Source organism: Paenibacillus sp. J53TS2 (assembly GCF_018403305.1).
In the GTDB taxonomy this organism is placed as follows: Bacteria; Bacillota; Bacilli; order Paenibacillales; family Paenibacillaceae; genus Fontibacillus; species Fontibacillus rhizolycopersici.
Map to the genome: position 1 here is coordinate 1 of NZ_BOSK01000004.1, position 24,087 is coordinate 24,087.

General features: G+C 51.4%; 17 protein-coding genes. 16 read left to right on the forward strand and 1 reads right to left on the reverse strand.

Annotation, left to right across the window (positions count from 1 at the left end; translation table 11 throughout):
• The 6 genes from KJS42_RS10025 to KJS42_RS10050 all read left to right on the forward strand — a co-directional run.
• Positions 1-183, forward strand: a 183-nt coding sequence (locus KJS42_RS10025; protein ID WP_213622768.1) for an IS3 family transposase, incomplete at its 5' end; no start/stop codon positions are given.
• A gap of 180 nt (positions 184-363) precedes the next feature.
• Positions 364-1,071, forward strand: coding sequence for an iron-sulfur cluster repair di-iron protein (ric, locus tag KJS42_RS10030; RefSeq protein WP_213622769.1), 708 nt, complete (start codon positions 364-366; stop codon positions 1,069-1,071).
• A gap of 131 nt (positions 1,072-1,202) precedes the next feature.
• Positions 1,203-1,919: a hypothetical protein gene (locus tag KJS42_RS10035; protein ID WP_213622770.1), complete on the forward strand. Its 717-nt coding sequence runs from the start codon at positions 1,203-1,205 to the stop codon at positions 1,917-1,919.
• Between the two features lie 240 nt (positions 1,920-2,159).
• A complete protein-coding gene (nirB, locus tag KJS42_RS10040; RefSeq protein WP_213622771.1) occupies positions 2,160-4,595 on the forward strand; it encodes a nitrite reductase large subunit NirB in 2,436 nt (811 codons plus the stop codon).
• A 32-nt stretch (positions 4,596-4,627) separates the two neighbouring features.
• Positions 4,628-4,975 (forward strand): nitrite reductase small subunit NirD, encoded by a 348-nt coding sequence (gene nirD / locus KJS42_RS10045; RefSeq protein ID WP_193415896.1) that lies wholly within the window; start codon positions 4,628-4,630, stop codon positions 4,973-4,975.
• Positions 4,976-5,059: 84 nt separating this feature from the next.
• Positions 5,060-5,842, forward strand: coding sequence for a formate/nitrite transporter family protein (locus KJS42_RS10050; protein ID WP_213622772.1), 783 nt, complete (start codon positions 5,060-5,062; stop codon positions 5,840-5,842).
• Positions 5,843-6,011: 169 nt separating this feature from the next.
• On the opposite strand, the gene KJS42_RS10055 is transcribed toward KJS42_RS10050, so the two are convergent.
• Entirely contained in the window at positions 6,012-6,728 is a 717-nt protein-coding gene (locus KJS42_RS10055; protein ID WP_155605494.1) for a Crp/Fnr family transcriptional regulator, read from the reverse strand.
• A 439-nt stretch (positions 6,729-7,167) separates the two neighbouring features.
• Here KJS42_RS10055 and adhE point away from each other — a divergent pair, with 439 nt between their 5' ends.
• The 10 genes from adhE to KJS42_RS10105 all read left to right on the forward strand — a co-directional run bounded on the left by adhE (position 7,168) and on the right by KJS42_RS10105 (position 24,073).
• A complete protein-coding gene (gene adhE / locus KJS42_RS10060) occupies positions 7,168-9,783 on the forward strand; it encodes a bifunctional acetaldehyde-CoA/alcohol dehydrogenase (RefSeq protein WP_155605493.1) in 2,616 nt (871 codons plus the stop codon).
• Between the two features lie 251 nt (positions 9,784-10,034).
• A complete protein-coding gene (gene pflB / locus KJS42_RS10065; protein ID WP_193415898.1) occupies positions 10,035-12,296 on the forward strand; it encodes a formate C-acetyltransferase in 2,262 nt (753 codons plus the stop codon).
• Positions 12,297-12,414: 118 nt separating this feature from the next.
• Positions 12,415-13,155, forward strand: coding sequence for a pyruvate formate-lyase-activating protein (gene pflA, locus KJS42_RS10070; protein WP_193415899.1), 741 nt, complete (start codon positions 12,415-12,417; stop codon positions 13,153-13,155).
• Positions 13,156-13,363: 208 nt separating this feature from the next.
• Positions 13,364-14,755 carry an ABC transporter substrate-binding protein gene (locus tag KJS42_RS10075; RefSeq protein ID WP_193415900.1) on the forward strand — a complete coding sequence of 464 codons (1,392 nt, stop codon included), beginning with the start codon at positions 13,364-13,366 and terminating at the stop codon, positions 14,753-14,755.
• A gap of 87 nt (positions 14,756-14,842) precedes the next feature.
• A complete protein-coding gene (locus KJS42_RS10080) occupies positions 14,843-15,727 on the forward strand; it encodes a carbohydrate ABC transporter permease (protein ID WP_213622773.1) in 885 nt (294 codons plus the stop codon).
• A complete protein-coding gene (locus KJS42_RS10085) occupies positions 15,727-16,554 on the forward strand; it encodes a carbohydrate ABC transporter permease (protein ID WP_213622774.1) in 828 nt (275 codons plus the stop codon). The genes KJS42_RS10080 and KJS42_RS10085 overlap by 1 nt, the downstream gene beginning before the upstream one ends.
• Positions 16,555-16,605: 51 nt before the next feature.
• Positions 16,606-18,450, forward strand: a complete 1,845-nt coding sequence (locus KJS42_RS10090; protein ID WP_193415901.1) for a cache domain-containing sensor histidine kinase — start codon at positions 16,606-16,608, stop codon at positions 18,448-18,450.
• Positions 18,425-20,032: a response regulator gene (locus KJS42_RS23285; protein WP_213622775.1), complete on the forward strand. Its 1,608-nt coding sequence runs from the start codon at positions 18,425-18,427 to the stop codon at positions 20,030-20,032. Before KJS42_RS10090 ends, KJS42_RS23285 begins: the two co-directional genes overlap by 26 nt.
• A gap of 26 nt (positions 20,033-20,058) precedes the next feature.
• Positions 20,059-21,666 (forward strand): beta-N-acetylhexosaminidase, encoded by a 1,608-nt coding sequence (gene nagZ, locus KJS42_RS10100; protein ID WP_213622776.1) that lies wholly within the window; start codon positions 20,059-20,061, stop codon positions 21,664-21,666.
• Between the two features lie 205 nt (positions 21,667-21,871).
• On the forward strand, positions 21,872-24,073 hold the full coding sequence (locus KJS42_RS10105; protein WP_213622777.1) for a stalk domain-containing protein: 2,202 nt from the start codon (positions 21,872-21,874) through the stop codon (positions 24,071-24,073).
• The last annotated feature ends 14 nt before the right edge of the window (positions 24,074-24,087 follow it).

Sequence of the window (24,087 nt, forward strand, 5' to 3'; positions counted from 1 at the left end):
AACGGGCCCATGGAATCCTTCTGGGGAACATTGAAATGCGAGAAATTTTATTTGCATACTTACCGAACTTTTGACCAGTTGAAGAACGACATTGATGACTACATCCACTTTTACAATTACGAACGATCACAGAGAAAATTAAACGGCCTCAGTCCGATGGAGTATAGGACCAAGGCCGCCTAATTGAGCTTTTATTTTTTATACTGTCTACTTGACGGGGTGCAGTTCACTGAGACAGGGGGCCTTTTTATTTTATAAGGCAACCAGGTTTATGGCGAAGTGAGCGCAATCACCAAGCAGGTGTACCTCGTGAAGTATGGTGAAGAGGTAAGCTTGACTTCATTATTTCAGGAGGTTTTAGAAATGGATATCAATCCAATAGAATTTCAAATGACCGATAAAGTTCGAGATATCGTGCTGCGGTTTCCAAAAGCCGCGGATTATTTCCGGCAACGGAAAATCGACTTTTGCTGCGGGGGAAACCGTCCGATTACCGAGTCGGCGGAAGAAAGCGGCGTTCCGGTAGAGCTGTTGCTGGAGGACTTGAACCGTATGTTGGCTGAGCATCCGCATACAGGAGGAGAAGAAGGCTGGCTTCAAGCGTCATCTGCGGACCTGGTTGAACATATCGTAGGCAAACATCACCGTTATTTACGGGAGGAGCTCCCGGAAATTCAAAAATACGTGACGAAGGTCTCGCGCGTTCACGGTGAAATAGATCCTCATCTGCTAGAGGTGGCCCGATTGTTCGGCGAGTTGCGGCGTGAGCTGTTGGTGCACAGTGACAAAGAGGAGGCCGAGGTATTTCCGAAGATGCTCAACTGGGATGCAGGCCGCGAACCGGAAGTGCTCGAAAAACTGCAGGGCGCGATTGCCGATTTGGAATCGGAGCATGACGGTGCAGGGAATATTTTGAAACAGCTGCGCGAGCTCACCGGGGATTTTCAACCGCCGGCTCATGCCTGCACGACGTACCGTCTGACTTACGCGCGCCTGGAGGAGTTGGAGGGAATGACCTTTACGCATGTACATCTTGAAAATAACGTGTTATTCCCAAGATACACGGAATAAGTAGTCTTTCGCTTCCGCGAGCCGCCGTTTGGATAAAATTTGAGAACCTGCGCCTTGTCCGGTATCCTTAAGATAAGGAATATTCTATTGCCCGGGTTGGGACAATGATAGGAGAAGGGCAGGGGGCGGCAATGCACAAGAGATGGCGATGGCTTGTTGGATGGATGGCAGGAATAGCAATAATCGTGACGGCTTGCGCCCAAGGCCAAATTACGGATCAACCGGCACCGGCGGAAGCACAGAGAACCGACAAAGAACAACCCCACGACATCACGTTGACGATCGACGGGGGTACCTTTATCCCCGATGTGACGCGCAGCCTGCATTACGATTATATGGCTGGGCTAACGGCACGGCATGCGCTGGAGAGCAGTGGGATCGTGAGGTTCACGGAGGATCAATCGGCAATCCAATCGGTTGGGGAAGTGTCGCTGGATTCTACCCTGGAGTGGGGAACGCAGTTGAATGACAAAGAGCTGGATCCGAGCGACTGGGATCATGAGTTGAAGATTGGCGACAAGCTGCTCGTCTATGTCAAGACGGTCGATAGCTTTGAAGCGATCCCGCAGCAAGCGTCCTTGCTATTGATTATCGATGGGGGCAGTCCGAAGAAGAAGTATTACGTCAATAAATACGACGATAACACGACGGTCAGGGATCTTCTGAAACGCAGCGGCATCGTTCAGTTTAGTCCCACCAACAAATCCATCGTGTCGGTCGGCGGGTATACTCCCCAAGAAAACGAACAGTGGATCCTGAAGGTGAACGGAAAGAAGCTGCTGGATACGGGGCTGGATATGAGATTAAAGCCACAGGACAATGTGGAAATTGTCTTAAAGCAGAAATAGATGTAGGTACTCGACAAAACTTATGGAATCCGCAATCCTGGTCATAACCGGGGTTGCGGATTTTTTCAATAGGTTCATGAAAATAGTTATGACAAAAGTTTGTGTATTCTTTCACAATTAATGTGAATGTAATCACAAGGTATCTACAATTTTAAATTTATACTAAGAGTATCACTTAAAAATTGAACTATCGTAAAAACACTAGAGATCTAGGTATTTATAGGAGGAGGCATTACGAATATGGGAACGGACAGAGAGAAACTGGTCGTGATCGGGAACGGAATGGCCGGCATCAGCGCCGTGGAACAAATCCTGAAGTTGACTACGAAATTTGACATTACGGTCTTCGGAAGTGAGCCGCATCCGAACTATAACCGGATCATGCTGTCGTATGTGCTGGAAGGCAGCAAAACGATGGATGATATCGTATTGAATGATTTGAATTGGTATAAAGAACATGGAATTACGCTGCATATGGGGACCACGGTCGAGCGGATCGATGCGGAGGCCAAAGAGGTTGTGGCCGATAACGGGCAACGCGTTCCGTACGATAAAGTGTTGATTGCTACCGGCTCGACTTCGTTTATTCTGCCGATTCCGGGCAGTGATAAGGAGGGAGTCGTTGGATTCCGCGATATCGCAGACTGTGAGCAAATGCTGCAAGCGGCCAACACTTATAAGACGGCGGCCGTGATCGGCGGCGGCTTGCTCGGTTTGGAAGCGGCCAAGGGGCTTGTGCAGCTTGGCATGGACGTGACGGTCGTACATTTGATGGAAGATTTGATGGAACGCCAGTTGGACCATCAAGCGGCAGGCATGCTGCAAGCGGAATTGGAGCGTCAGGGCATCAAGTTCAAGATGGGCGCACAAACGACGGAGTTGCTAGGGGATAACCGGGTACGCGGGCTGCGGTTCGCGGATGGCACGGAGCTTCCGGCGGAATTCGTTGTTATGGCGGTAGGGATCAAACCGAATGTCGCCGTTGCCAAGGCCAGCGGAATGGAAGTGAATCGCGGGATCGTGGTCAACGACTACATGCAAACCTCGCTGGAGGGAGTCTATTCCGTTGGTGAGTGCACCGAGCACCGCGGAATCTGTTACGGTCTGGTCGCACCGCTGTTCGAGCAGGGGAACGTGATGGCCAAGCATATCAGCGGCGTAGACACTCCACCTTATGAAGGTTCGGTCGTATCGACCAAGCTGAAAATTTCCGGCGTAGACGTCTTCTCGACCGGCGAATTCATCGACGGGCCGGAACATACGGTCATCGCGAACAAGGACGATTGGAAGCGCACGTATAAGAAAATCTTGCTGAAGGATGGCAAGCTGGTAGGTGCGGTGCTGTTCGGCGATATCACGGATTCGGCCGAGCTGCAGAAGCTGATCAAACAAGGCGCAGAGATGACCGACGAATTGTACGAGTCGCTGATGGGTGGAGGCTGCTGCGGCGGCGGAGCCAAGAAGAAGGCCTCGGTCGAAACGATGAGCGACGAGGAAATCGTCTGCGGCTGCAACGGGGTTACCAAGGGTACGATCGTGGATTGTGTTGTGAATCAAGGCATGACGACGGTGGACGAGATTAAGGCATGCACCGGGGCGACCCGTTCTTGCGGCGGGTGTAAACCGGTCGTGGAGCAAATTTTGCAATATGTACTTGGAGACGGCTTCACGCAAACGGCGAAACAGGGGATTTGCGGCTGTACGACGCTGAGCCGCGATGAGATCGTTGCGGAAATTAAGGAGAAAGGGCTGCAGACCACCAAAGAGGTTATGAACGTACTCGGATGGTCGCAACCGGAAGGCTGCTCGAAATGCCGGCCCGCCATCAACTACTATCTGGGCATGATTTACCCGGATACGCACGAGGATGAGAAGGCTTCGCGTTTCGTCAACGAACGGATGAACGCCAACATCCAGAAGGACGGCACTTACACAGTGGTACCACGGATGTACGGCGGCGTAACAACCCCGGAAGACCTGAAGAAAATCGCCGACGTGTCCTTGAAATACGATGTCAAAGTGGTGAAGGTCACGGGCGGACAACGGCTCGACTTGATCGGGGTGAAGAAAGAAGATCTGCCGAAAGTTTGGGAAGAGCTGGATATGCCGTCGGGGTATGCTTATGCCAAATCGCTGCGTACGGTCAAAACATGCGTTGGTTCGCAATTCTGCCGCTTCGGGACTCAGGACTCGATGGGTATGGGCGCGCTGCTGGAGCGTAAATTCGAACGGCTTGATTTCCCGGCCAAATTCAAAATGGCGGTTAACGGCTGCCCGCGGAACTGCGCCGAATCGTGCACGAAGGACATCGGTATCGTCGGTAATGATGGCGGTTGGGAAATCTTTATCGGCGGCAATGGCGGGATCAAGGCGCGCTTGGCGGATTCGCTATGCAAGGTAAAAACCGATGAGGAACTGATCGAGCTGTGCGGTGCAATCATGCAATATTACCGTGAAACCGGCAACTACTTGGAGAGAACGTCGGAGTGGGTGGAACGGATGGGGCTCGAGCACATTCGCTCGGTTGTCGTCGACGACACCGAGAACCGCAAGGCGTTGATGGAACGGATTGAATTTGCCTTGACTCAAGTGACGGATCCTTGGCAAAAAGTGCTGAACGACGATGATCAACGCGGTAAATTGTATCATTCGTTGGAAATGAGCAACCAGCTGTAATGTAGCGTCTAAAGCGAAAGGGGTTATCAAGCATGAAGATGGAGTTGAGTGGTGATACGTTTTACCCTGTGGGCGCCTTGGAGGAGTTCCTGCCACAGATCGGTCGGGTGGTGGAATTGGCCGGTCAGTCGATCGCGGTGTTTCGTACGTCGGATGGTCGCATTTTTGCGGCATTAAACCAGAATCCCCATCCGAAGGGCGGACCGCTGGCCGAGGGCATCGTTTCGGGTCATTATCTGTATGATCCATTGTACGATTGGAAAATCGACCTGACCACCGGACAGGTTCAAGCGCCGGATACCGGCCAGGTGACGATGTTTCCGGTCAAGGTGGAAGAGGGACAGGTTTTCGTTGCCGCAGCGGTGCTGCAGCAAGCGTAGCGGGATGAACTGAAGCGCGGTGATCGAGAGGTCGCCGCGCTTTTTTTGAAAGCAAGGCAGGCTTCATATGGGGGAGGAACACAAATGTTTACGCAAAACGTGGAAGCGATCGTGGAAGCGGCCGTCAAGAAAAAAGAAAAGATGAACGAAAGTCTGCCACGGTATCTCGTGTCGGCCATGCTGGCAGGGGCGTATGTCGGGTTGGGCATCATTTTGATCTTTAGCATCGGTGGGCCGTTGGCTGCGGTCAAATCGCCATATCAGACGATGCTGATGGGGATGTCCTTTGGGCTGGCCCTGACGTTGGTTGTGTTTGCTGGCTCCGAACTGTTCACCGGCAATAATATGTTCTTTACGGCTAGTACGCTCGCGAAGCGGACAACGGTTGGCGATACGGCGAAGAACTGGACTCTTGTTTTTCTAGGCAACCTGGCAGGTGCGTTGGTGCTTTGCCTGTTAATCGTCGGCAGCGGTTTGTTTAAGACGGCCGCGCCGGAGCATTTGATCTTTGCCGCTTCCGCCAAGAAGATGGGGGCTCCGGTGACAGAGCTGTTCTTTCGCGGGATTCTATGCAACTGGCTTGTTTGCTTGGCACTTTGGATGGCGAACCGGGCCAAGGAGGATATCGCCAAACTCGTCTTGATCTGGTGGTGCCTCTATGCGTTTATCTCGAGCGGGTACGAGCATAGCGTGGCCAATATGACTTTGCTCAGCTTGTCGCTGCTGCTACCGAATCATCCGGATACGGTTACGGTCGCTGGATGGTTGCACAACATGGTGCCGGTTACACTAGGCAATATGGTTGGCGGCGCCGTGTTTGTCGGTATGGCATATTGGTTCATTTCGCCTGTGCGCAAGAAGGCGTAGGACATAACAGGAGCTGAGAATGATCCCCCAAGTTCGTCTATCATAGACGAGGCTTGGGGGATTTGCTTTGTTTTATATGAAGAAGAACAAAGCAAAAAACCGTCCAACCAAAGAAGGGACGGTTCGATACGCTAGCACTAGCGTCTATTGGTGATGAAGCTGCGGGCAATTAGATACGGCAAATTTCGTTCGGGCATAGCTCGCAGTGACAAATATCCTGCAGCATCACCAGGTCTTTGATCACGATCATGCCGTTCTCGTACTCCAGCGCGTCTTTCTTGCGCAGATCGCTCAGCATGCGGTTGACGCTCTCGCGCGTTGCTCCGATCATGTTGGACAAGTCGGTGTGAGTGATCTTCTTGTTGATAAGAATCGTGTCTCCATGTTGTTCGCCATACGTATTGCTAAGGCGAATCAGTGTCGAGCACAATGCGCCTGGTTTGCCGTACATCATCAAATCACGGAATTTCGTCTGGGTCAAACGGTGATGGATTCCCATCCATTTCATGAAATCGATGGCGAAATCGCAATGCTGGCAGATCATGATTTCCAGATCCTTTTGCTCGATGACGCCGATTTCGCAGTCTTCGATGACTTCGGCGGTGAAGCTGTGCTTCGTGCTGAAGAACGGATCGGCCTGACCGACCATGTCGCCGCGACCATACATGTAAAGGATCAATTCCTTGCCTTCATCTGTCGATTTGGTCAACTTCACGCGGCCGCGCTTGATGTAGAACAGTTTATCGGAAAAGTCACCTTCCCAGAACAAATGCGTCCCCTCGGGATATGCTTTGTCTTTCATCGTAACGAGAAGGCGATTGAAGTTTTGCTCTGTAAAACAGCTCGTATTACCGCGGGGCAGGGTGGCATTTAAAATTTCACTCATCATCGATTTCCCCTTTGTACTCCAAATTTTTCTGAAAATTTTAAATTAATTATATAACGTTTTTTCGGTTTTTTGGGGGCCGTAAAGCCTGAAAAAGTGTCGAAATTTCAACATTGTGAGAAAATTCACTTTGTCAGATGGTAGAAATGCGCTATGTAATGCGCACAATAACAGGCTTGGGCTTACAAAAATCAATTCAAAATTTTCACACAATGTAAAGTATATATGAAAATAAAATCATGGCAAGTGAAAACTTTCAACTTTTTTAAAGTATGTGAAATAATTCACTATACAAAGACCATCCCCTGTGCTATGATCAAGACATAAAGAGAAGCACACAAGCTTCATAAGGGTTAGCTTGCAAGTGAATTTTTTCACGAGACATTGATCACCCGTACCTGCAGGCAAAATCCTTAAACCACTTAGGAGGATGAGAGAGATGGCCGTTAAAAACGAAGTGGCTCCAAAAGCACAGGCAACCGCGCAAGATTACATTCAAACTTTGATCGACAAGGCGAAGAAAGCATCCGAAGCCTTCATGAGCATGGATCAAGAGCAAATCGACAATATCGTGCAAGCCATGGCTTTGGCGGGGCTCGACAAACACATGCATCTCGCGAAACTGGCGATTGAAGAAACGGGCCGCGGGGTGTACGAGGACAAAATCATCAAAAACATGTTTGCGACGGAGTACATCTGGCATAGCATCAAGTACGATAAAACGGTAGGCGTAATCGAAGATAGTCCTTACGACAACTTCCAAAAAATCGCCGAACCCGTGGGAATCATCATGGGGATTACCCCGGTGACAAACCCAACGTCAACCACCATCTTTAAATCTCTGATCGCCATCAAAACACGTAACCCGATCATTTTCGGTTTCCATCCATCCGCTCAAGCCTGCAGTACGGAAGCCGCTAAAATATTGCTCGAAGCTGCCGTTAAACACGGCGCACCGGCCGATTGCATCCAGTGGATCGAAAATCCTTCCATGGATCGCACGAACGCTCTGATGAATCACCATGACATCGCCTGCATCTTGGCTACCGGCGGATCCGCAATGGTTAAAGCCGCTTATAGCTGCGGCAAACCGGCACTGGGTGTTGGCCCTGGTAACGTTCCTTGCTTCATTGAAAAGAGCGCAGACCTGGATCAAGCGGTCAACGACCTGATCCTTTCCAAAACGTTCGACAACGGCATGATTTGTGCATCCGAGCAAGCGGTCATTATTGAAGAACCGATTTTCGACCAAGTGAAGAAGAAAATGATAGCCAACGGTTGTTATTTCGTTAATAAAGATGAAGCTGCGAAGCTGACTGCAGGCGCGATCATCGCCGACAAATGTGCAGTGAATCCTTCGATCGTCGGCCAACCTGCGGTAAAAATCGCGGAAATGTGCGGCATCGACGTGCCGGCTGGAACGAAAATTCTCGTTGCTGAAATCGAAGGCGTGGGTCCGAAATTCCCGTTGTCTGCTGAGAAATTGAGCCCTGTACTCGCTTGCTACAAAGTGAAAAACGCGGAACAAGGCATCGAACGTGCTCTGGAAGTCGTTCAATTCGGCGGCATGGGTCACTCCTCGGTCATCCACTCGGATAATGAAGAAGTGATTCAAAAATTCTCGGAACGGATGCCGACTTGCCGGATCCTGGTAAATCAGCCTTCCTCGCAAGGCGGTATCGGCGACATCTACAACACGAACCTGCCGTCGCTGACGCTGGGCTGCGGATCGTATGGACGCAACTCGACTTCGTCGAACGTCACGGCTGTCAATCTGATCAACGTGAAAAGGGTGAATCGTCGTACCGTGAATATGCAATGGTTTAAAGTGCCTAACAAAATCTACTTCGAGAAGAATTCGACGCAATACCTGGCCAAAATGCCGGACATCTCCCGCGTGCTGATCGTCACTGACCCGATGATGGTGAAGCTGGGCTATGTGGAAAGAGTGGAACACTATCTGCGTCAACGCCAAACGCCGGTTGCTATCGAAGTGTTCTCGGATGTCGAACCGGATCCATCGACGACGACCGTGGAACGCGGGACCGAGCTGATGGCCAAATTCCAACCGGACTGCATTATCGCCTTGGGCGGCGGTTCGCCAATGGATGCGGCGAAAGGCATGTGGCTGTTCTACGAATATCCGGATACCGACTTCCATAACCTGAAGCAAAAATTCATGGATATTCGCAAACGGATCTACAAATACCCACGTCTGGGACAAAAAGCGAAATTTGTTGCGATTCCAACAACGTCGGGTACGGGTTCCGAAGTCACCTCGTTTGCGGTTATTACGGACAAAGTCAACGGCAACACGAAATATCCTTTGGCGGATTACGAGTTGACGCCGGACGTGGCGATCATTGACCCTGAATTTGTATACAGCTTGCCGAAGGTTGCGGTAGCCGATACCGGTATGGACGTACTGACACATGCAATCGAAGCTTACGTGTCGGTGATGGCCAACGACTTTACGGACGGCCTCGCGATCAAAGCGATCCAACTGGTGTTCGAGTGGCTGGAGAAATCCGCGCTGACCGGCGACAAACTGGCCCGCGAGAAAATGCACAACGCTTCGACCCTGGCGGGTATGGCGTTCGCGAACGCATTCCTCGGCATCAACCACAGCTTGGCGCATAAATGGGGCGGCCAATACCATACGGCGCATGGACGCACGAATGCGATCCTGATGCCGCATGTGATCCGGTACAATGCGAAGAAACCTACGAAATTCGCCGCTTGGCCGAAATACACGAACTTCGTGGCCGACGAGCGTTACGCGGAAATCGCCCGTATCCTGGGACTTCCGGCTCGCACGACGGAAGAAGGCGTGAAGAGCTTGATCAAAGCCATCCGCGACCTGAACAAAAAACTGGGCATTCCGGAAACGTTCCAAGAGCTTGGCTTCGATCCGAAGGATTTTGAATCGCGCGTCGATTACTTGGCAGATCGTGCCTTTGAAGACCAATGTACGACGGCGAATCCGAAGCTGCCGCTCGTAACTGAACTGGCTGATGTATATCGCGACGCCTTCTACGGAAGATTTGAAGAATAAGTGAACATCGCTTCATGAAAACGTGACAAATATCACTTAATGTGATATTTGTCACAATCTTTTTATAGGACATAAGCTATGATTACATTATAAATGATCCCTCATAGAGTGATGATGGAGTGGAACCCCGGTCCGGATGGCCGGGCACAATTATTGTCTAAGTTGTGAAAAGTATCACAAATTTTAGGGATCATGAAGCGCGGGATATATCCTTCAAACCGCGACCACTATATAAAATGGAGGGAATAAAGATGTCGGTGATCGAAAAAGAAGTGCAAGAAGTGCAAAACGCATGGAGAGGCTTCAAACCGGGCAAATGGATGAATGAGGTGAATACCAAGGATTTCATCGATACGAACATCACGCCTTATGTCGGTAACGAATCTTTCTTGAAAGGCGCTACGGCTAACACGAAGGCCTTGTGGGAAATCGTATCGGGCTTGTCCAAGAAAGAAAGAGAAGCTGGCGGCGTATTGGATGTTGACGTAAACACGCCTTCGACCATTACTTCCCATGCTCCTGGATACCTTGACAAAGACAAAGAACAAATCGTTGGTGTGCAAGGCTCCGCGCCTTTCCAACGCACGATCCGTCCTAACGGCGGCATCCGGATGGTTATTACCGCTTGTAAAGCTTACGGCTTTGAGCTTCCGGAAGATATCGTGGATCTGTACACGAACGTTCGTAAAACACATAACCAAGGCGTATTTGATGCCTATACTGCAGATATGAGAAACGCTCGTCATACCGGGATTATCACCGGCTTGCCAGATGCTTACGGCCGCGGCCGCATCATCGGCGACTATCGCCGCGTAGCCCTGTACGGCGTGGACTTCCTGATCAATCAAAAGAAACAAGAGCATGCCGAACTTGATGTTGACGTGATGAGCGAAGAAGTCATTCGCCAACGCGAAGAGTTGTCCGAGCAAATCCGCGCTTTGGGCGAGTTGAAACAACTGGGTCAAATGTACGGGTTCGACATCGCTAGACCAGCAAACAATGCGAAAGAAGCTTTCCAATGGCTGTATTTCGGATACCTTGCAGCCGTTAAAGAACAAGACGGCGCTGCAATGTCCCTTGGCCGCGTATCTTCGTTCCTCGACGCTTATATCGAACGCGACCTGGCTGAAGGCGTGTTGACGGAAGAAACGGCTCAAGAGCTGGTTGACCACTTCGTCATGAAACTGCGGATCGTAAAATTCCTGAGAACTCCGGAATATAACGAATTGTACAGCGGCGACCCAACTTGGGTAACCGAATCGATCGGCGGGATGTCTGTACAAGGCGTAACCCGCGTAACAAAGAACAGCTTCCGCTTCCTGCACACGCTCTACAACCTGGGGGCTGCTCCAGAACCAAACCTGACCGTGCTCTGGTCGGATAAACTGCCGGACGCGTTCAAGAAATTCTGTGCCAAAGTATCGATCGAAACCAGTTCGATTCAATACGAAAACGACGATTTGATGCGTCCGATCTACGGCGACGACTACGGTATCGCTTGCTGCGTATCTGCAATGAGAATTGGTAAACAAATGCAATTCTTCGGCGCTCGCGCGAACTTGGCAAAATGCTTACTGTACGCGATCAACGGTGGTAAAGACGAAAGATACGGATCGCAAGTAGGTCCGGAATACCCAGCGATCACTTCCGAATATCTCGAATATGACGAAGTCATGAAACGTTTCGTTCCAATGATGGAATGGTTGGCTAAATTGTATGTAAATACGCTGAACGTCATTCACTTCATGCATGACAAATACGCTTACGAACGGATCGAAATGGCGCTTCATGATCGTGATATCCTGCGTACGATGGCTTGCGGTATCGCTGGTCTGTCGGTTGTGGCCGACTCGCTTAGCGCGATCAAATACGCGAAGGTTAAACCGGTTCGCAATGAGAATGGCATCGCCGTTGACTTCGTTACCGAAGGCGAATACCCTTGCTACGGCAACAACGACGACCGTGTTGACCAAATCGCGGTGAACTTGGTAGAAACATTCATGGGCATGATTCGCAAACACCAAACTTACCGGAACGCTTTGCCAACACAATCGATCTTGACAATTACCTCGAACGTTGTATATGGTAAGAAAACAGGTACAACGCCTGACGGACGTAAAGCCGGCGAACCGTTCGCACCAGGTGCGAACCCAATGCACGGCCGCGATAAGAAAGGTGCCTTGGCTTCCCTGAGCTCGGTAGCGAAACTGCCTTACGAGCACAGCTTGGACGGCATCTCGAACACCTTCTCGATCGTACCTAAGGCGCTGGGCAAAGACGAAGATACCCGCATCTCGAACCTCGCTTCGATGATGGGCGGATACTTCGGCAGCAACGCACATCACCTGAACGTTAACGTATTCGACCGTGAGACTTTGCTAGACGCAATGGATCATCCAGAGCAATATCCACAGCTGACGATCCGCGTATCGGGTTATGCGGTGAACTTCATCAAGTTGACTCGCGAGCAACAGCTTGATGTCATCAACCGGACGTTCCACGGCAAAATGTAAGAACCTTCTGCTGACAGGCAGCAATAATACAAGCTGAACGATAGAATGGGGAGTTAGGCCAATCGCCTTTCTCCTCATTCTTTTATCGGCCGGCTTATCATGGAAAGGGTGACGGAAGATGCTTAAAGGTCGCATACATTCATTGGAAACTTTCGGAACGGTAGATGGGCCGGGGATTCGCTTCGTCCTCTTTATGCAGGGCTGCTTGCTGCAGTGCCAGTATTGCCATAACCCGGACACCTGGAGCCTGACCGAAGGCAAGGAAATGACCGTAGAAGAAGTGCTTGCCGAAATCGAGCCGTACTTGAGTTATTACCGTTCTTCGGGCGGCGGACTGACGGTATCCGGCGGCGAAGCCACGCTGCAGGCGCCGTTCGTCACCGAATTGTTCCGGGAGGCGAAGAAACGCTGGAACCTTCATACGACGCTGGATACGAACGGATACAATGAAGGGGACAAGATTCGCGATCTGCTGGACGTGACCGATTTGGTGCTGCTGGATTTGAAGCATATCGACAACGAGAAACATATCAAGTTGACCGGCAAGCCGAATGATCGGATGTTGAAGATGGCGCACTGGTTGTCTGACCACGACCGGAAAATGTGGATCCGTCATGTTTATGTTCCCGGCATCCACGAAGATGAGCAGGATTTACTGGAGCTTGGGCGGTTTATCGGCAGTCTCCGAGGCGTAGAAAAATTCGAAATTCTCCCTTACCACCAAATGGGGATTTACAAATGGCAGGAGCTCGGTTGGGCTTATCCACTCGAAGGCGTGCCTTCCCCGACGGATGAGGAGATCGAACGAGCTTATCGGTTGATTCATGAAGGCGAGCAGCAAACCGCAGCTAAATCCTAAATATGTGTAAGTAAATCTAACATAAAAACTTAATATCCCAACCTCAAACGGTTAAACCTTTCGATAGATGTTAGGTTTAACCGTTTTCATTTTGCGATTTAGATGATATTATCCCCTTAATAGAAAAATGTCCTCCTTATCAAAGCTGATGGCGCTTTCTATAATGAGGGTGTATCACATAAACGAGTTTGAGGAGGGTCTATAGAACATGAGGAAGAGTTTAACGCTGTTGCTATCTCTTGTGTTTATCGCATCCGCGCTGCTGGCGGGCTGTGGCAATTCCAATTCCGGGAATAACGGAAAGAATGCTGCCCCGGCGAACGAAGGTCAGAGCACGTCGAATGCGGGGACGGAAACGGAAACGAATAACGATCCGTTTGAAATTACGATCCGTCACACGCAGGTTGGGGATTCCAAGAAATTTCGCCTGGCGATGCTGGAGGACGTAGTCAAACAAACGGAAGCCGCCGTGCCAGGCTTAACCATCAAGCTGGATGCGGTCGATTCTGAAGTAAACCGCAAAGAAAAACTGCGGGGTGAGATGGCCGCAGGCAAACCGCCGGAAGTCTTCGACGTATTCGGCAGCCCGGATGCCCAGCTGTATGCCAAAGAAGGCTTGATGCTGGACTTGACGCCGATTATCGAGGAGTTGGGCATTAAAGATAAATTTACGACACTGGATCCGTTTACCCTGGACGGTAAAGTGTACGGCCTGCCGATCGGCGGTTCGATCGAAGGCTACTTCTACAATAAAGAATATTTCGAGGCCAAAGGTCTGACGGTGCCTAAGACGCTTGGAGAACTGGAGCAACTCGCCGAGAAAATCAAGGCGGACGGTAAAATTCCGTTTGCTCAGTCCTCCAAGGATGCTTGGATTCCGCTGATGACAACCAACAACCTGTGGTCGTACTATGCTGGACCGGAGATCACGTATGGCTTCAAAACAGGTACAACAAAATGGACCGATGAGAAGATGGTTACGGCCATCGCGAAACATCAGGAATGGGTACAAAAGGGTTACTACAAAAAAGGCGAGCTGGGTTTCGAATACGCAGATATGAGAAACCAAGTCATTACGGGCGAAGCGATCATGATGATGGACGGCTCCTGGGCCAACTCCGTGTTCCGTGATCCGGCTCAAGCCGGCGATATGGTCGGAAAAATCGGGTTCTTCAATATGCCGCCGGTGAACGCAGGCGATCCGGTAGTTGTCATGCAGGACGCCAATAACGGTTATGGCTTCTCCAGCGCCGTTGCAGAGGATCCGCGGAAGCTTGCGGCTGTCAAGGAATTCATCAAAAACATGTGGACGGACGAAATGCAGCTGCGCGGCTTGAAAGAAGACGGTGTACTGCCGGCGATGAAAATGGATCTGGAACAAATGAAAACGGCGTCCGACGACCCGTTGATGCAGGATATATTCAAAGCGGTCAGCGAAATCGGCACCTCGTTCCCGGCATTTGACGCCCTCGTGCAAGCGGAAGTCAACACGGCGCTTAGCATGGGCATCCAACAAATCATCGGCGGTGAAATCGAACCGGCGAAGATGCTGGAAAATGTACAGGCGGCGCAAGAAGCGGCCAATGCCGCAGCAGAGTAATCATCTAATATGATCATCGAGCAAGGGCGTCACCCGCCGGCAGCGGTCCGGGGGGACGCCCTTGCTTCCAACTACGGAGGTATTGGCATGAACAAAGCGCTCAGAAGTCCTCTGATCTATGGTTTGTTTGTTCTCCCGGCATTGATCTTGTTCTTTGCCTTCTTCATTTATCCGATCTTCACGGCCATCAACAACAGCTTTACTAGTTGGAACGGCATTTCCAAACACATGACTTACATTGGATTGGATAATTACACGATAGCGTTCGAGGATCAAGCGTTCTGGAAATCGGTGCGGAACAATGTGTACTTTATTTTGTTCTCCTGCTTGGTCCAGGTGCCGCTGATCGTGTTCTTCTCCTTGCTGATTGCAAATGTAAAGAAGCTGAAGGGATTGTACAAGACGGCTGTTTTTATGCCATCGATCATGTCGACGGCCGTCATCGGGATATTGTGGGGGTTCATTTATAATCCCGATTTTGGATTAATGAATCAATTGCTAGGCGTGTTCGGGATTTCCCCGGTGTATTGGCTATCCGACAAGAATTGGGCGATGATTTCTATCCTCATTACGAATGCCTGGCAGTGGACGGGGTTCTATATCGTCATGGTGCTGGCGGCGATCCTGGCGATTCCTCGCGAGCTAGACGAAGCGGCGGCGATCGACGGGGCGAACGGCATTCAACGAGCCGTCAAAATTACGATTCCGTTAATTATGCCGATTATTAGCGTCGTCATCATGCTGTCGGTAGCCGGAGCCATGAAAGCGGCCGATATCGTCTTGGTCATGACCAAAGGCGGCCCGGCCGGCTCGACGGACGTCATGGCAACCTATATGATCCGCTACGCGATCACCAGCTTCCGCCATGGATTTGGCAATGCCATCGCGGTGCTCATTTTTGCGTTTACGATCATCATTACCGCCGTGTACCAAATCCTCGTGGTCAGACGCACAGAAAGGATTGAATACTGATGAGAATGCTAAAAAAGTCGATCCCGCATCTGTTTCTCATGGCGTATCTACTCATCATTTTGTATCCGTTTCTGTTCGTGTTGTTCTCCTCGGTCAAAACCGATAACCAGGCGATTGCGTCGAATCCGTTTGGTTTGCCGTCGTCGATCATATTCGATAATTACGTGAATGCATGGGTTAACGCCAAGATCAGCACGTTTTTCTTTAACAGCTTATACGTCGGCGTATTGTCAGCTTGCTTGTCCATCTTCTTTGCAGCGATGCTGGCGTTTGCGGTGACGCGCATGCGGTACAACCGAATCAGCGCGATCGTGTTCCAGCTCATCCTGCTGGGGATGCTGATCCCGAACAATTCGCTGCTGCTGCCGATCTATGGCATGATGCGGAACTTGAATGTGCTCGACACGCATATGGCGTTGATATTGCCTTATGTGGCCAACGCGATTCCTTTTTCGGTCATCATTTTGGCAGCATTCATGCGCTCCATCCCCGGAGAAATTGAAGAGGCTGCCGTCATGGACGGCCTATCCTCGTTAGGGATGTTCTTCAAAGTCATGCTCCCTCTGACGGTGCCGGCGATCGTGACCGTGTTCATCATCAATTTTCTCGGCAATTGGAACGAGTTTTTGCTGGCCAATTATTTTCTGTCCAGTGAAGAACTGCGTACGCTCCCGGTTGGTATGGTGGGTTTCCGAGACGCATACAACACGAATTATGCACAAATGTCGGCAGGGATCGTGTTCAGCGTGCTGCCGGTCATGATCATCTATGCGGTGCTCCAGGAAAAAATAATTGAAGGCGTTACGGCCGGCAGCGTTAAAGGATAGACGGGGGCATGTTAAAATAAGGGGAGTCTTACCAATTGGGAGCTGCCGCCGATGAATTTACGGATCAAACTATTTACCGCCTTTTTAGGATTAGTGATCATTCCCTTATTTGTGCTTGGCATTATCACGTTCTTCGTCACGTTCAACTCGATCGAGAAGAAATACAGCCAGCAGGCGGAATATTCGCTGAAGGCAATCGGCTACAGCATCAAGAACGTCTTCCAGGAGATGGACAATGTCACCGATAACGGCATTGCCAAAGGGGTGTTTCAGGCGGCATTGTCAGCCAAAGACCCGGATACCCAGGATTTGACGGCCACGACGCAGCTGGAACTGAACGCCAATCAGCGAAATTTCCGGTCCTTGCTGTATAGCCATCCGGCCATCGATTACGCGTTTCTGTATAACATTCACGGGGGCCGGGAATCCAATGTCATCGCTATTTTCAATAAGGAAAATTTTGAGACGCTGCCCTACGAGAAATTCAAGGAGCATCCTTTATATACGGAAGTGATGGCTCTAAACGGCCAACCCAAATGGATCGCTCCGCACGAATATCCGGAACTCACCGGGTCGGACAACGTGTTTACGCAAATTCGCCTGATTAAGGAGCTTAGCAATCTGGAGCGGGTTGGCGTGTTGGTGGTGCAGATCAAGAACTGGGAGTTCGAGAAGATTTTTCAGAACCTGAAGCTTGGCAGCCAGATGCGGGATACCCGGTTTATGTTGGTCAATGATAAGGGCCTGATTCTGTACGATTATCAATCGGAGCTGGACGGTCAGCAAATCGGAGCTTATCTGCTGAAGGACTGGGAGCTGGGCGAGGGGTATCGGAGTTTTAAAGGGAAATTTAACGGGAAAGAGAGCGTCGTCTCGATTTACAAATTGCAGGATTACCCGTGGAGCCTCGTCTCGGTGACTTCATGGAGTTATTTGTCGCAGGAGGTGACGACCTTTGCGAAATGGTTTGTCGCCATTATCTGTGTATGCGTATTGACGGCGATGTTGTTTAACTTCATCTTTATCAATCGGATTACCGGAACGATCGGCGTGATCGTACGGTTCATGCGCAAGGTCGAGAGCGGCGATCTGAACGCCCGCGTGGATGAGAAAGGCGATGACGAGCTGCTTCTGCTGCAAAAAGGTTTTAACAATCAAATGGATAAAATCAATGAGCTGTTTGATCAGGTCAAACGGGAGCAATTGCAGAAGGCGAACGCCGAGCTGCGCGTCCTCCAGGCCCAGATTAAGCCGCATTTCCTCTTTAATACGCTGGAATCGATCAACGTTCTCGCGGTTCAGAATGAAGGGCGTAAGGTAAGCGAGATGGTGCTCCGTCTTGCCAGCATTTTGCGAATCAGCATTCAGGATAAGGAAGAGATCAAGCTGAGCTTGGAAGTCGAGCATTTACGCAGCTATTTGGAAATACAAAAATTCCGGTTTGATGAACTGTTTGAGTATGTTATCGATATACCGGACGAGATGAAGAACTGCCTGCTGTTAAAATTGACCCTGCAGCCCCTCGTGGAGAACAGCATTCAGCACGGGTTTGAGGGGATCGACTATAAAGGCAGGATCACGGTCACGGGGAGAATGGAACAGGACCGCATCCTGCTGAGAATCGAAGACAACGGAATTGGGATGACGAACGAGCAGCTGGCGAACATTCAATACGCGGATATGGACGATCCGGCATACCGTTCCTTGGCGCCTTATCCAAGTCATGAACGCCGGGGGCTGGGACTCCGCAGCGTGTATGACCGGCTGAGGTATCAGTATGGGAGCAGGTATGGATTATTTATTTGTTCGCTGCCCGGATATGGAACAACGATTCAATGTGTGATACCAAGATATGGGGCGGGTGATTTCGATGAGATTAAAAGCGTTGCTGGTTGACGATGAAATTCATATTCTCACGAACTTGTCGAAGGTATTGCCTTGGGAAGATATGGGGTTCGATAACGTCTTACTGGCCAAGAACGGAAAGGAAGCGTTGGAGCTGGCCTCCATTCATCGTCCCGACTTGATCTTAAGTGATATCCGCATGCCGGTCATGGATGGGATTCAATTGCTGCAAGAGCTCCGGGAGCGCGAAATTCCTTGCGAAATCTTGCTGTTGACCGGGTATCAGGAATTTGAGTATGCTCGAACTGCGATCCGTTATGGCGTCAAGGATTACATTTGCAAGCCGATCAATTACTTTGAGCTGGAGGAAACGGTTCGGGGAGTTGCCAAGCAGATTCGTGAGAAACGCAAAACCCAAAATAAGGAACAGCGGCTGAATCAGGTGGTTGATCTGGCCAACGAGAACTTCCTGCTGCATTCCCTGCTTGGGCAGGAGACGGATGGGGAGGGGCTGCTGTGGGACGACGAAGACGTTGGAGTAGAACAACGCCGTTACGCCATGCTTCTCTTGGATCTGGAGGGATATTCGCATCGTTCGATCATTTGGACACTCCATGAGCGCAAAGCTTGGAATTTGCATATCAAGCATGCGCTAAAGGACATCTTTGGCGTGGTGCTATCCGACTTGGTCGTGCTCCAGATCCGTGAAGGAGAATGGTGTCTGGTATTCCCGGCCACCGAAACGGATCGGTCGTATGGGGAGGACACGCTGATGCCAGGATTTGAACGTATACGGCAGCTGATCCATAGCAAGGAGGAACTGCCGGTTCGAATGTGTATGACCGCACAGCCGCATCGGTTGCAGGAACTATCGGTGTTGTACCATCGATTGCAGCATCGGTTGATTTTGGGATCGGCGCAGGAAGGGTTCGTGAGAGCCGACACAGCGCCTGCGGACGAGGACCGTTCAAGGAAAGACGCGATGGAATTGCAATGGGGCTGGATCGAACAGCTGGGGACCGGATTGCGTAATGGAAGCCAAGAGGTCTTGGACCGCATCGCCGGAGAACTAAAATCGTATTTCGGCCGTTTGGATGAACAGCGGGCGGGTGCGGCCGAGAAGTTGATGCACTACCTGCTTATCCATTTGCTGCGCGAAATGCGTGAGCTGCAGATGCTGCCGCGAGAACAGGAAGAAGCGTTATGGCAGCGGCTACGGGAACCGATGAGCTTGAAGGAGCTGCTATCGCTGATTGTCTCGCTCATTGAGCAGTCGCGCAGCTGTTTGTCAGCGAAGAAGTCCACGGAGCTGCTGATGATGACCGCGCAGAATTATATTCAGAATCATCTTGGCCGCGACTTCGGGATCGAGGATATCGCCGATTATCTCGGCATCAGCAGCAGTTATTTCTGCTTGCTCTTCAAGAACCATTTTGGCGAAACATTTGTGGAGTACCTCACGAAACAGCGGATGGAGATGGCGAAATGCCTGCTGCGCAGCAGCGAGCGTTCGATCGCGCAGATCGGGACCTCCATCGGTTACCAGGAACGGCGTTATTTCACCAAGGTTTTTCAGAAGTATACCGGCATGACGCCGTCGGACTTTCGGCAGAAGGAATCGAACGTATCTTAACGTTTTTACGATGAGGGGGACGGCTCGTGGATGGGAAGGCATGGACGTTAGAGGAGAAGATCGGGCAGCTGTTTATTTGCGGATTTCATAGCCTGGTGCCGGACGAACAGATCAAGATGCTGGTACAGCGTTACCATGTAGGCGGCGTGGTCTATTTCCGGCGGAATATCGCCTCGGTGGAGCAGCTCGCCGAGTTGTCGCGGAGCTTACAAGCGCTGCCCCGCAGTAGGCCTGAGCTTCCGCTGTTCGTTTCGATTGATCAGGAGGGCGGCATGGTGGCCCGGTTGGATCATGAGGGGATGAGCCGCATTCCCGGTAATATGGCGCTAGGGGCAGCCGATGATCCGGCGTTGACGGAGGAAGTGGCGAAGCTCGCGGCGAAGGAGATGCTGCAGCTTGGGATCAACTTCAACTTTGCGCCGTGCGTCGACGTCAACAACAACCCGGCGAACCCGGTGATCGGCGTACGTTCGTTCGGTGAACGTCCGGAGCGGGTGGCCGCGCAGGGGGCCGCAGCGGTACGCGGGTACCAGAACCAAGGCGTGATCGCGACGGCCAAGCATTTTCCGGGCCACGGGGATACGGCAGTAGACTCCCACCGCGGCTTGGCCAGCGTCCCGCACGGGAAGGAGCGGCTGCACCAGGTCGAGCTGGCGCCGTTCCGTGAAGCGATTGCGGCAGGCGTCGATGCGATTATGACGGCGCATGTGATCTTCTCGGCGTTCGAGCCGGAAGGGATCCCGGCGACTTTGTCGCACCGCGTGTTAACAGGCTTGCTTCGCGAAGAGCTGGGCTTCGGCGGGTTGATCGTCACCGACTGCCTGGAGATGAAGGCCATTGCGGAGCATTACGGCATCGCCGAGGGGGCGGTGCAAGCGATTGAAGCCGGCGCGGATCTTGTGCTTGTCAGCCACACCCTGGCGGACCAGCGCGCGGCGATTGAACGGGTGGCCGAAGCGGTGCGGAGCGGCCGGATCAGCGAAGCGCGGATCGACCGCTCGTTAGAGCGCATTCTGGCGCTCAAGGCGAAGCGGATCGGCAGCGCGGAACAGGCGTTAACTGCCGCGACCGCGGGGGAAGGGCCGCTGACGCCGGAGGCGGAGAGCGGTGCGCTATTGCGGAGAGCGGCAGAGCGCAGCATGACCCTTGTGAAGGGTGCGGGCAGCCTGCCGCTTGAGAGCGATCGGCCGGTGCTGGTCGTCTGGCCGGAGCTGCGGCACCGCACCGAAGTCGATGAGCCGGCGGTGCATGCCTATACGCTAGCGGATGCTCTACGGCCGCTTCATGGCCAGGTATCTGCGACGGTGATCGGCACACAGCCCAGCGACGAGGAGATAACCACGGTGATGGAACGAAGCAAAGAGTTCGACCAGATCGTTGTGGCAACCTATACGGCGGAAGGGGGGATCCCCGAAGGCCAGCAATCCTTGGTGCGGCGGCTTCTGCAGCTTCCAGATAAACGCCTGATCATCGTGTCTACGCGGAATCCTTACGATTTGCTCGCGTTTCCGGAGATCGAGACGTATCTCTGTTTATACGAGAACCGCCCTTATTCACTGGATGCAGCCGCTAAGGTCTTGGTTGGCCAAGCGCAGCCACAAGGAGTATTACCGGTCAGCTTGATCCAAGGTTAATGAAAGGTTTTGCGGCAACGCCCGGGAGTGTTTTCCGGGCGTTTTTTGTGGTGATTTGTCAAAAAATAAAGGAAAATGCGGCAACGAACGACTTCTTTTGCCAATTTATTGTCGTTCGTGTCAGCAACTTTTCGTTTTTACTTGCGTTTAATACATTGTGAGATAAAGGGTGCTTTATAAAATGGGAGAGTAAGGGAGTTTAGGCATGAATTTAAAGAGATTGTTGATCACCACGATGTTGGTAGCATCGCAAATTTCCATGGTGCTTCCGGCTAGCGCGGAGGAAATGGGGCAAGGGAACGGCGTGGATCCGTCGACTGTGACGCAGCAGCCTGCGAATAACGGGACATCGACCCAACCAACCGATGTTGTCCAACCCGGCGATACGCCTTTGGATCAAGGAACGAATGATGGAACGACGGGGGAAACGATTCCCGGAGATAGCCAGGACGGGACGGAGAACGGTGACGAATCTTTGCCTCCAACCAGCCCGGTAACCCCGCCAGCAGATCAAGGCACGCAAAACCAGAGTAACTCGGGCCAATTGATTTTGATGGTGAACAGCAACAAGATGTACCAGAACGGGAAGGAGTACCTTGCCGGCTATCCAATGGAAGTAAAGGACGGCGTATCCTACATTTCGATCCGGGCGATCGTGGAACGGGCGGGATTCCAGCTGTCTTTTGACAATAAAACCAAGGAAACGATCATCAAGCGAGGCAGCGACGAGCTTCGGTTCAAATTGAATACGACCTCTTACAAGGTCAATGGCGTAACGCAGACGATGCGTGGGAAATCTTATTCAGCCAAGAATAACTTCATGGTGCCGTTGACGGCGATTACGAAGGCCTTAAATATCACGTATTCTTACGATTCGGTAGGCAAACGAGTGATCGTTAATTTGAATACTCTGCCGTATGCATCGTTTACGATTGGCAACAAAGAAGTGGTCGCCGGTGAAACGCAGGTTCAGTATGTAACGAATGCTTCCTCGCCGATTGGACTTCCGATCGTGAACGAGGAATGGATCGGGCGCCAGGATATGTTCATGACGCCTGGGGATTATACCGTTACCTACCGGGTACAGGATTCCAGCGGTCAATGGAGTAATCCGTTTACGCTAATGATTCATGTTAGCAAACCGCATACGCCGCCGGTAGCGAATTTTACGACGGACAAAGACACCTATAAAATGGGTGAAATGATCACGTACACTGACCTCAGTACGGATGAAGTGGCCATCACCGAACGCGTGTGGGAAAATAAACAACTGGCGTTCTTTACGCCAGGGCAAATGACGATCCGCCTGAAGGTCGTCAACAAATTTGGTTTGTATTCGACCGTAGAGAAGACGATTACGATTACGAACGAAACGCTCTATACGCGGGACGAATTCAATAAACTGTTCATGCCTGTAGGGGAAAAATATACGTTTGACGGTACACAGGTGCCAAGCTGGGAACGGCTCAAATACGCGTTCACTTCCGAAGCGGTAACGTTGATCCGCAGCAATAGCCCGGAAACGGTCTATTCCAAAGGGATCCTGTATAAGGAAGCCGCCATCGGAAATACGCGCTTCATGATCCACCACGCCAATGCGACCGGGAAATCGGTCAAAATGTACGTCATCGCGACGAACAATAATGGTGAAACGACGCGACTAACGCAGAGCAACCTGGGTTTTGGCGGTCCGAGCAATTACGCTACAGCGGCGGGGAAAGCTTCGGTACAGCGTTATTATGAGTCGATGCAAACCGGCAACAAATACAAGGATACCTGGTTTGCTCCAGGGGAAAGCAAGATCATCCTGAACGAGCTGAGCGCTACCTCAATGAAGCAGGGAGATGTCATCTCGCTGTTTGCGGACTTGTACAGCGATCACACCTTGAATTACACGGTCATTATGGTGGATCAGGATCAAGACCCGTTCAAGACTTTGCCTTATCTGAGTGCATTAGCACCTGATATTCATAATCGCGGTACCTATATGGAGGCCAACCGCAATATCGAAGTGACCGATCTGATCGGCAATACGCCATCCCGGTTGTTGATTGGCGATAACTCCAGTGACCCATTCCTGATCGGATACGACGGTCCAACCGGGGAATATCGCATGAACGCCGGTAACTTCGGCGTCTTGTACCGGATCAAACTGTACCGCGTCGCCCCAAACACACTGATCTCGTTTAATCCACGTGGGGGTGCTTATATGGGAGCGGTTATGGTCAACGGGGATATCGTGGGATTGGCCAACGTTGGTGGACTCAGCGCCCCTAACGATAACGGCGTGCTGTTCCGCACCGGGGAACGCGAGCAAACCGTGGATCTGATTTTCACGGCGGCTCCGGGCAGCAATTTGTCCGTCAACCTGCTGTTCCAGCAGATGCCGGAGAAGAAGAGCGAGTAAGAACGAATGAGCCT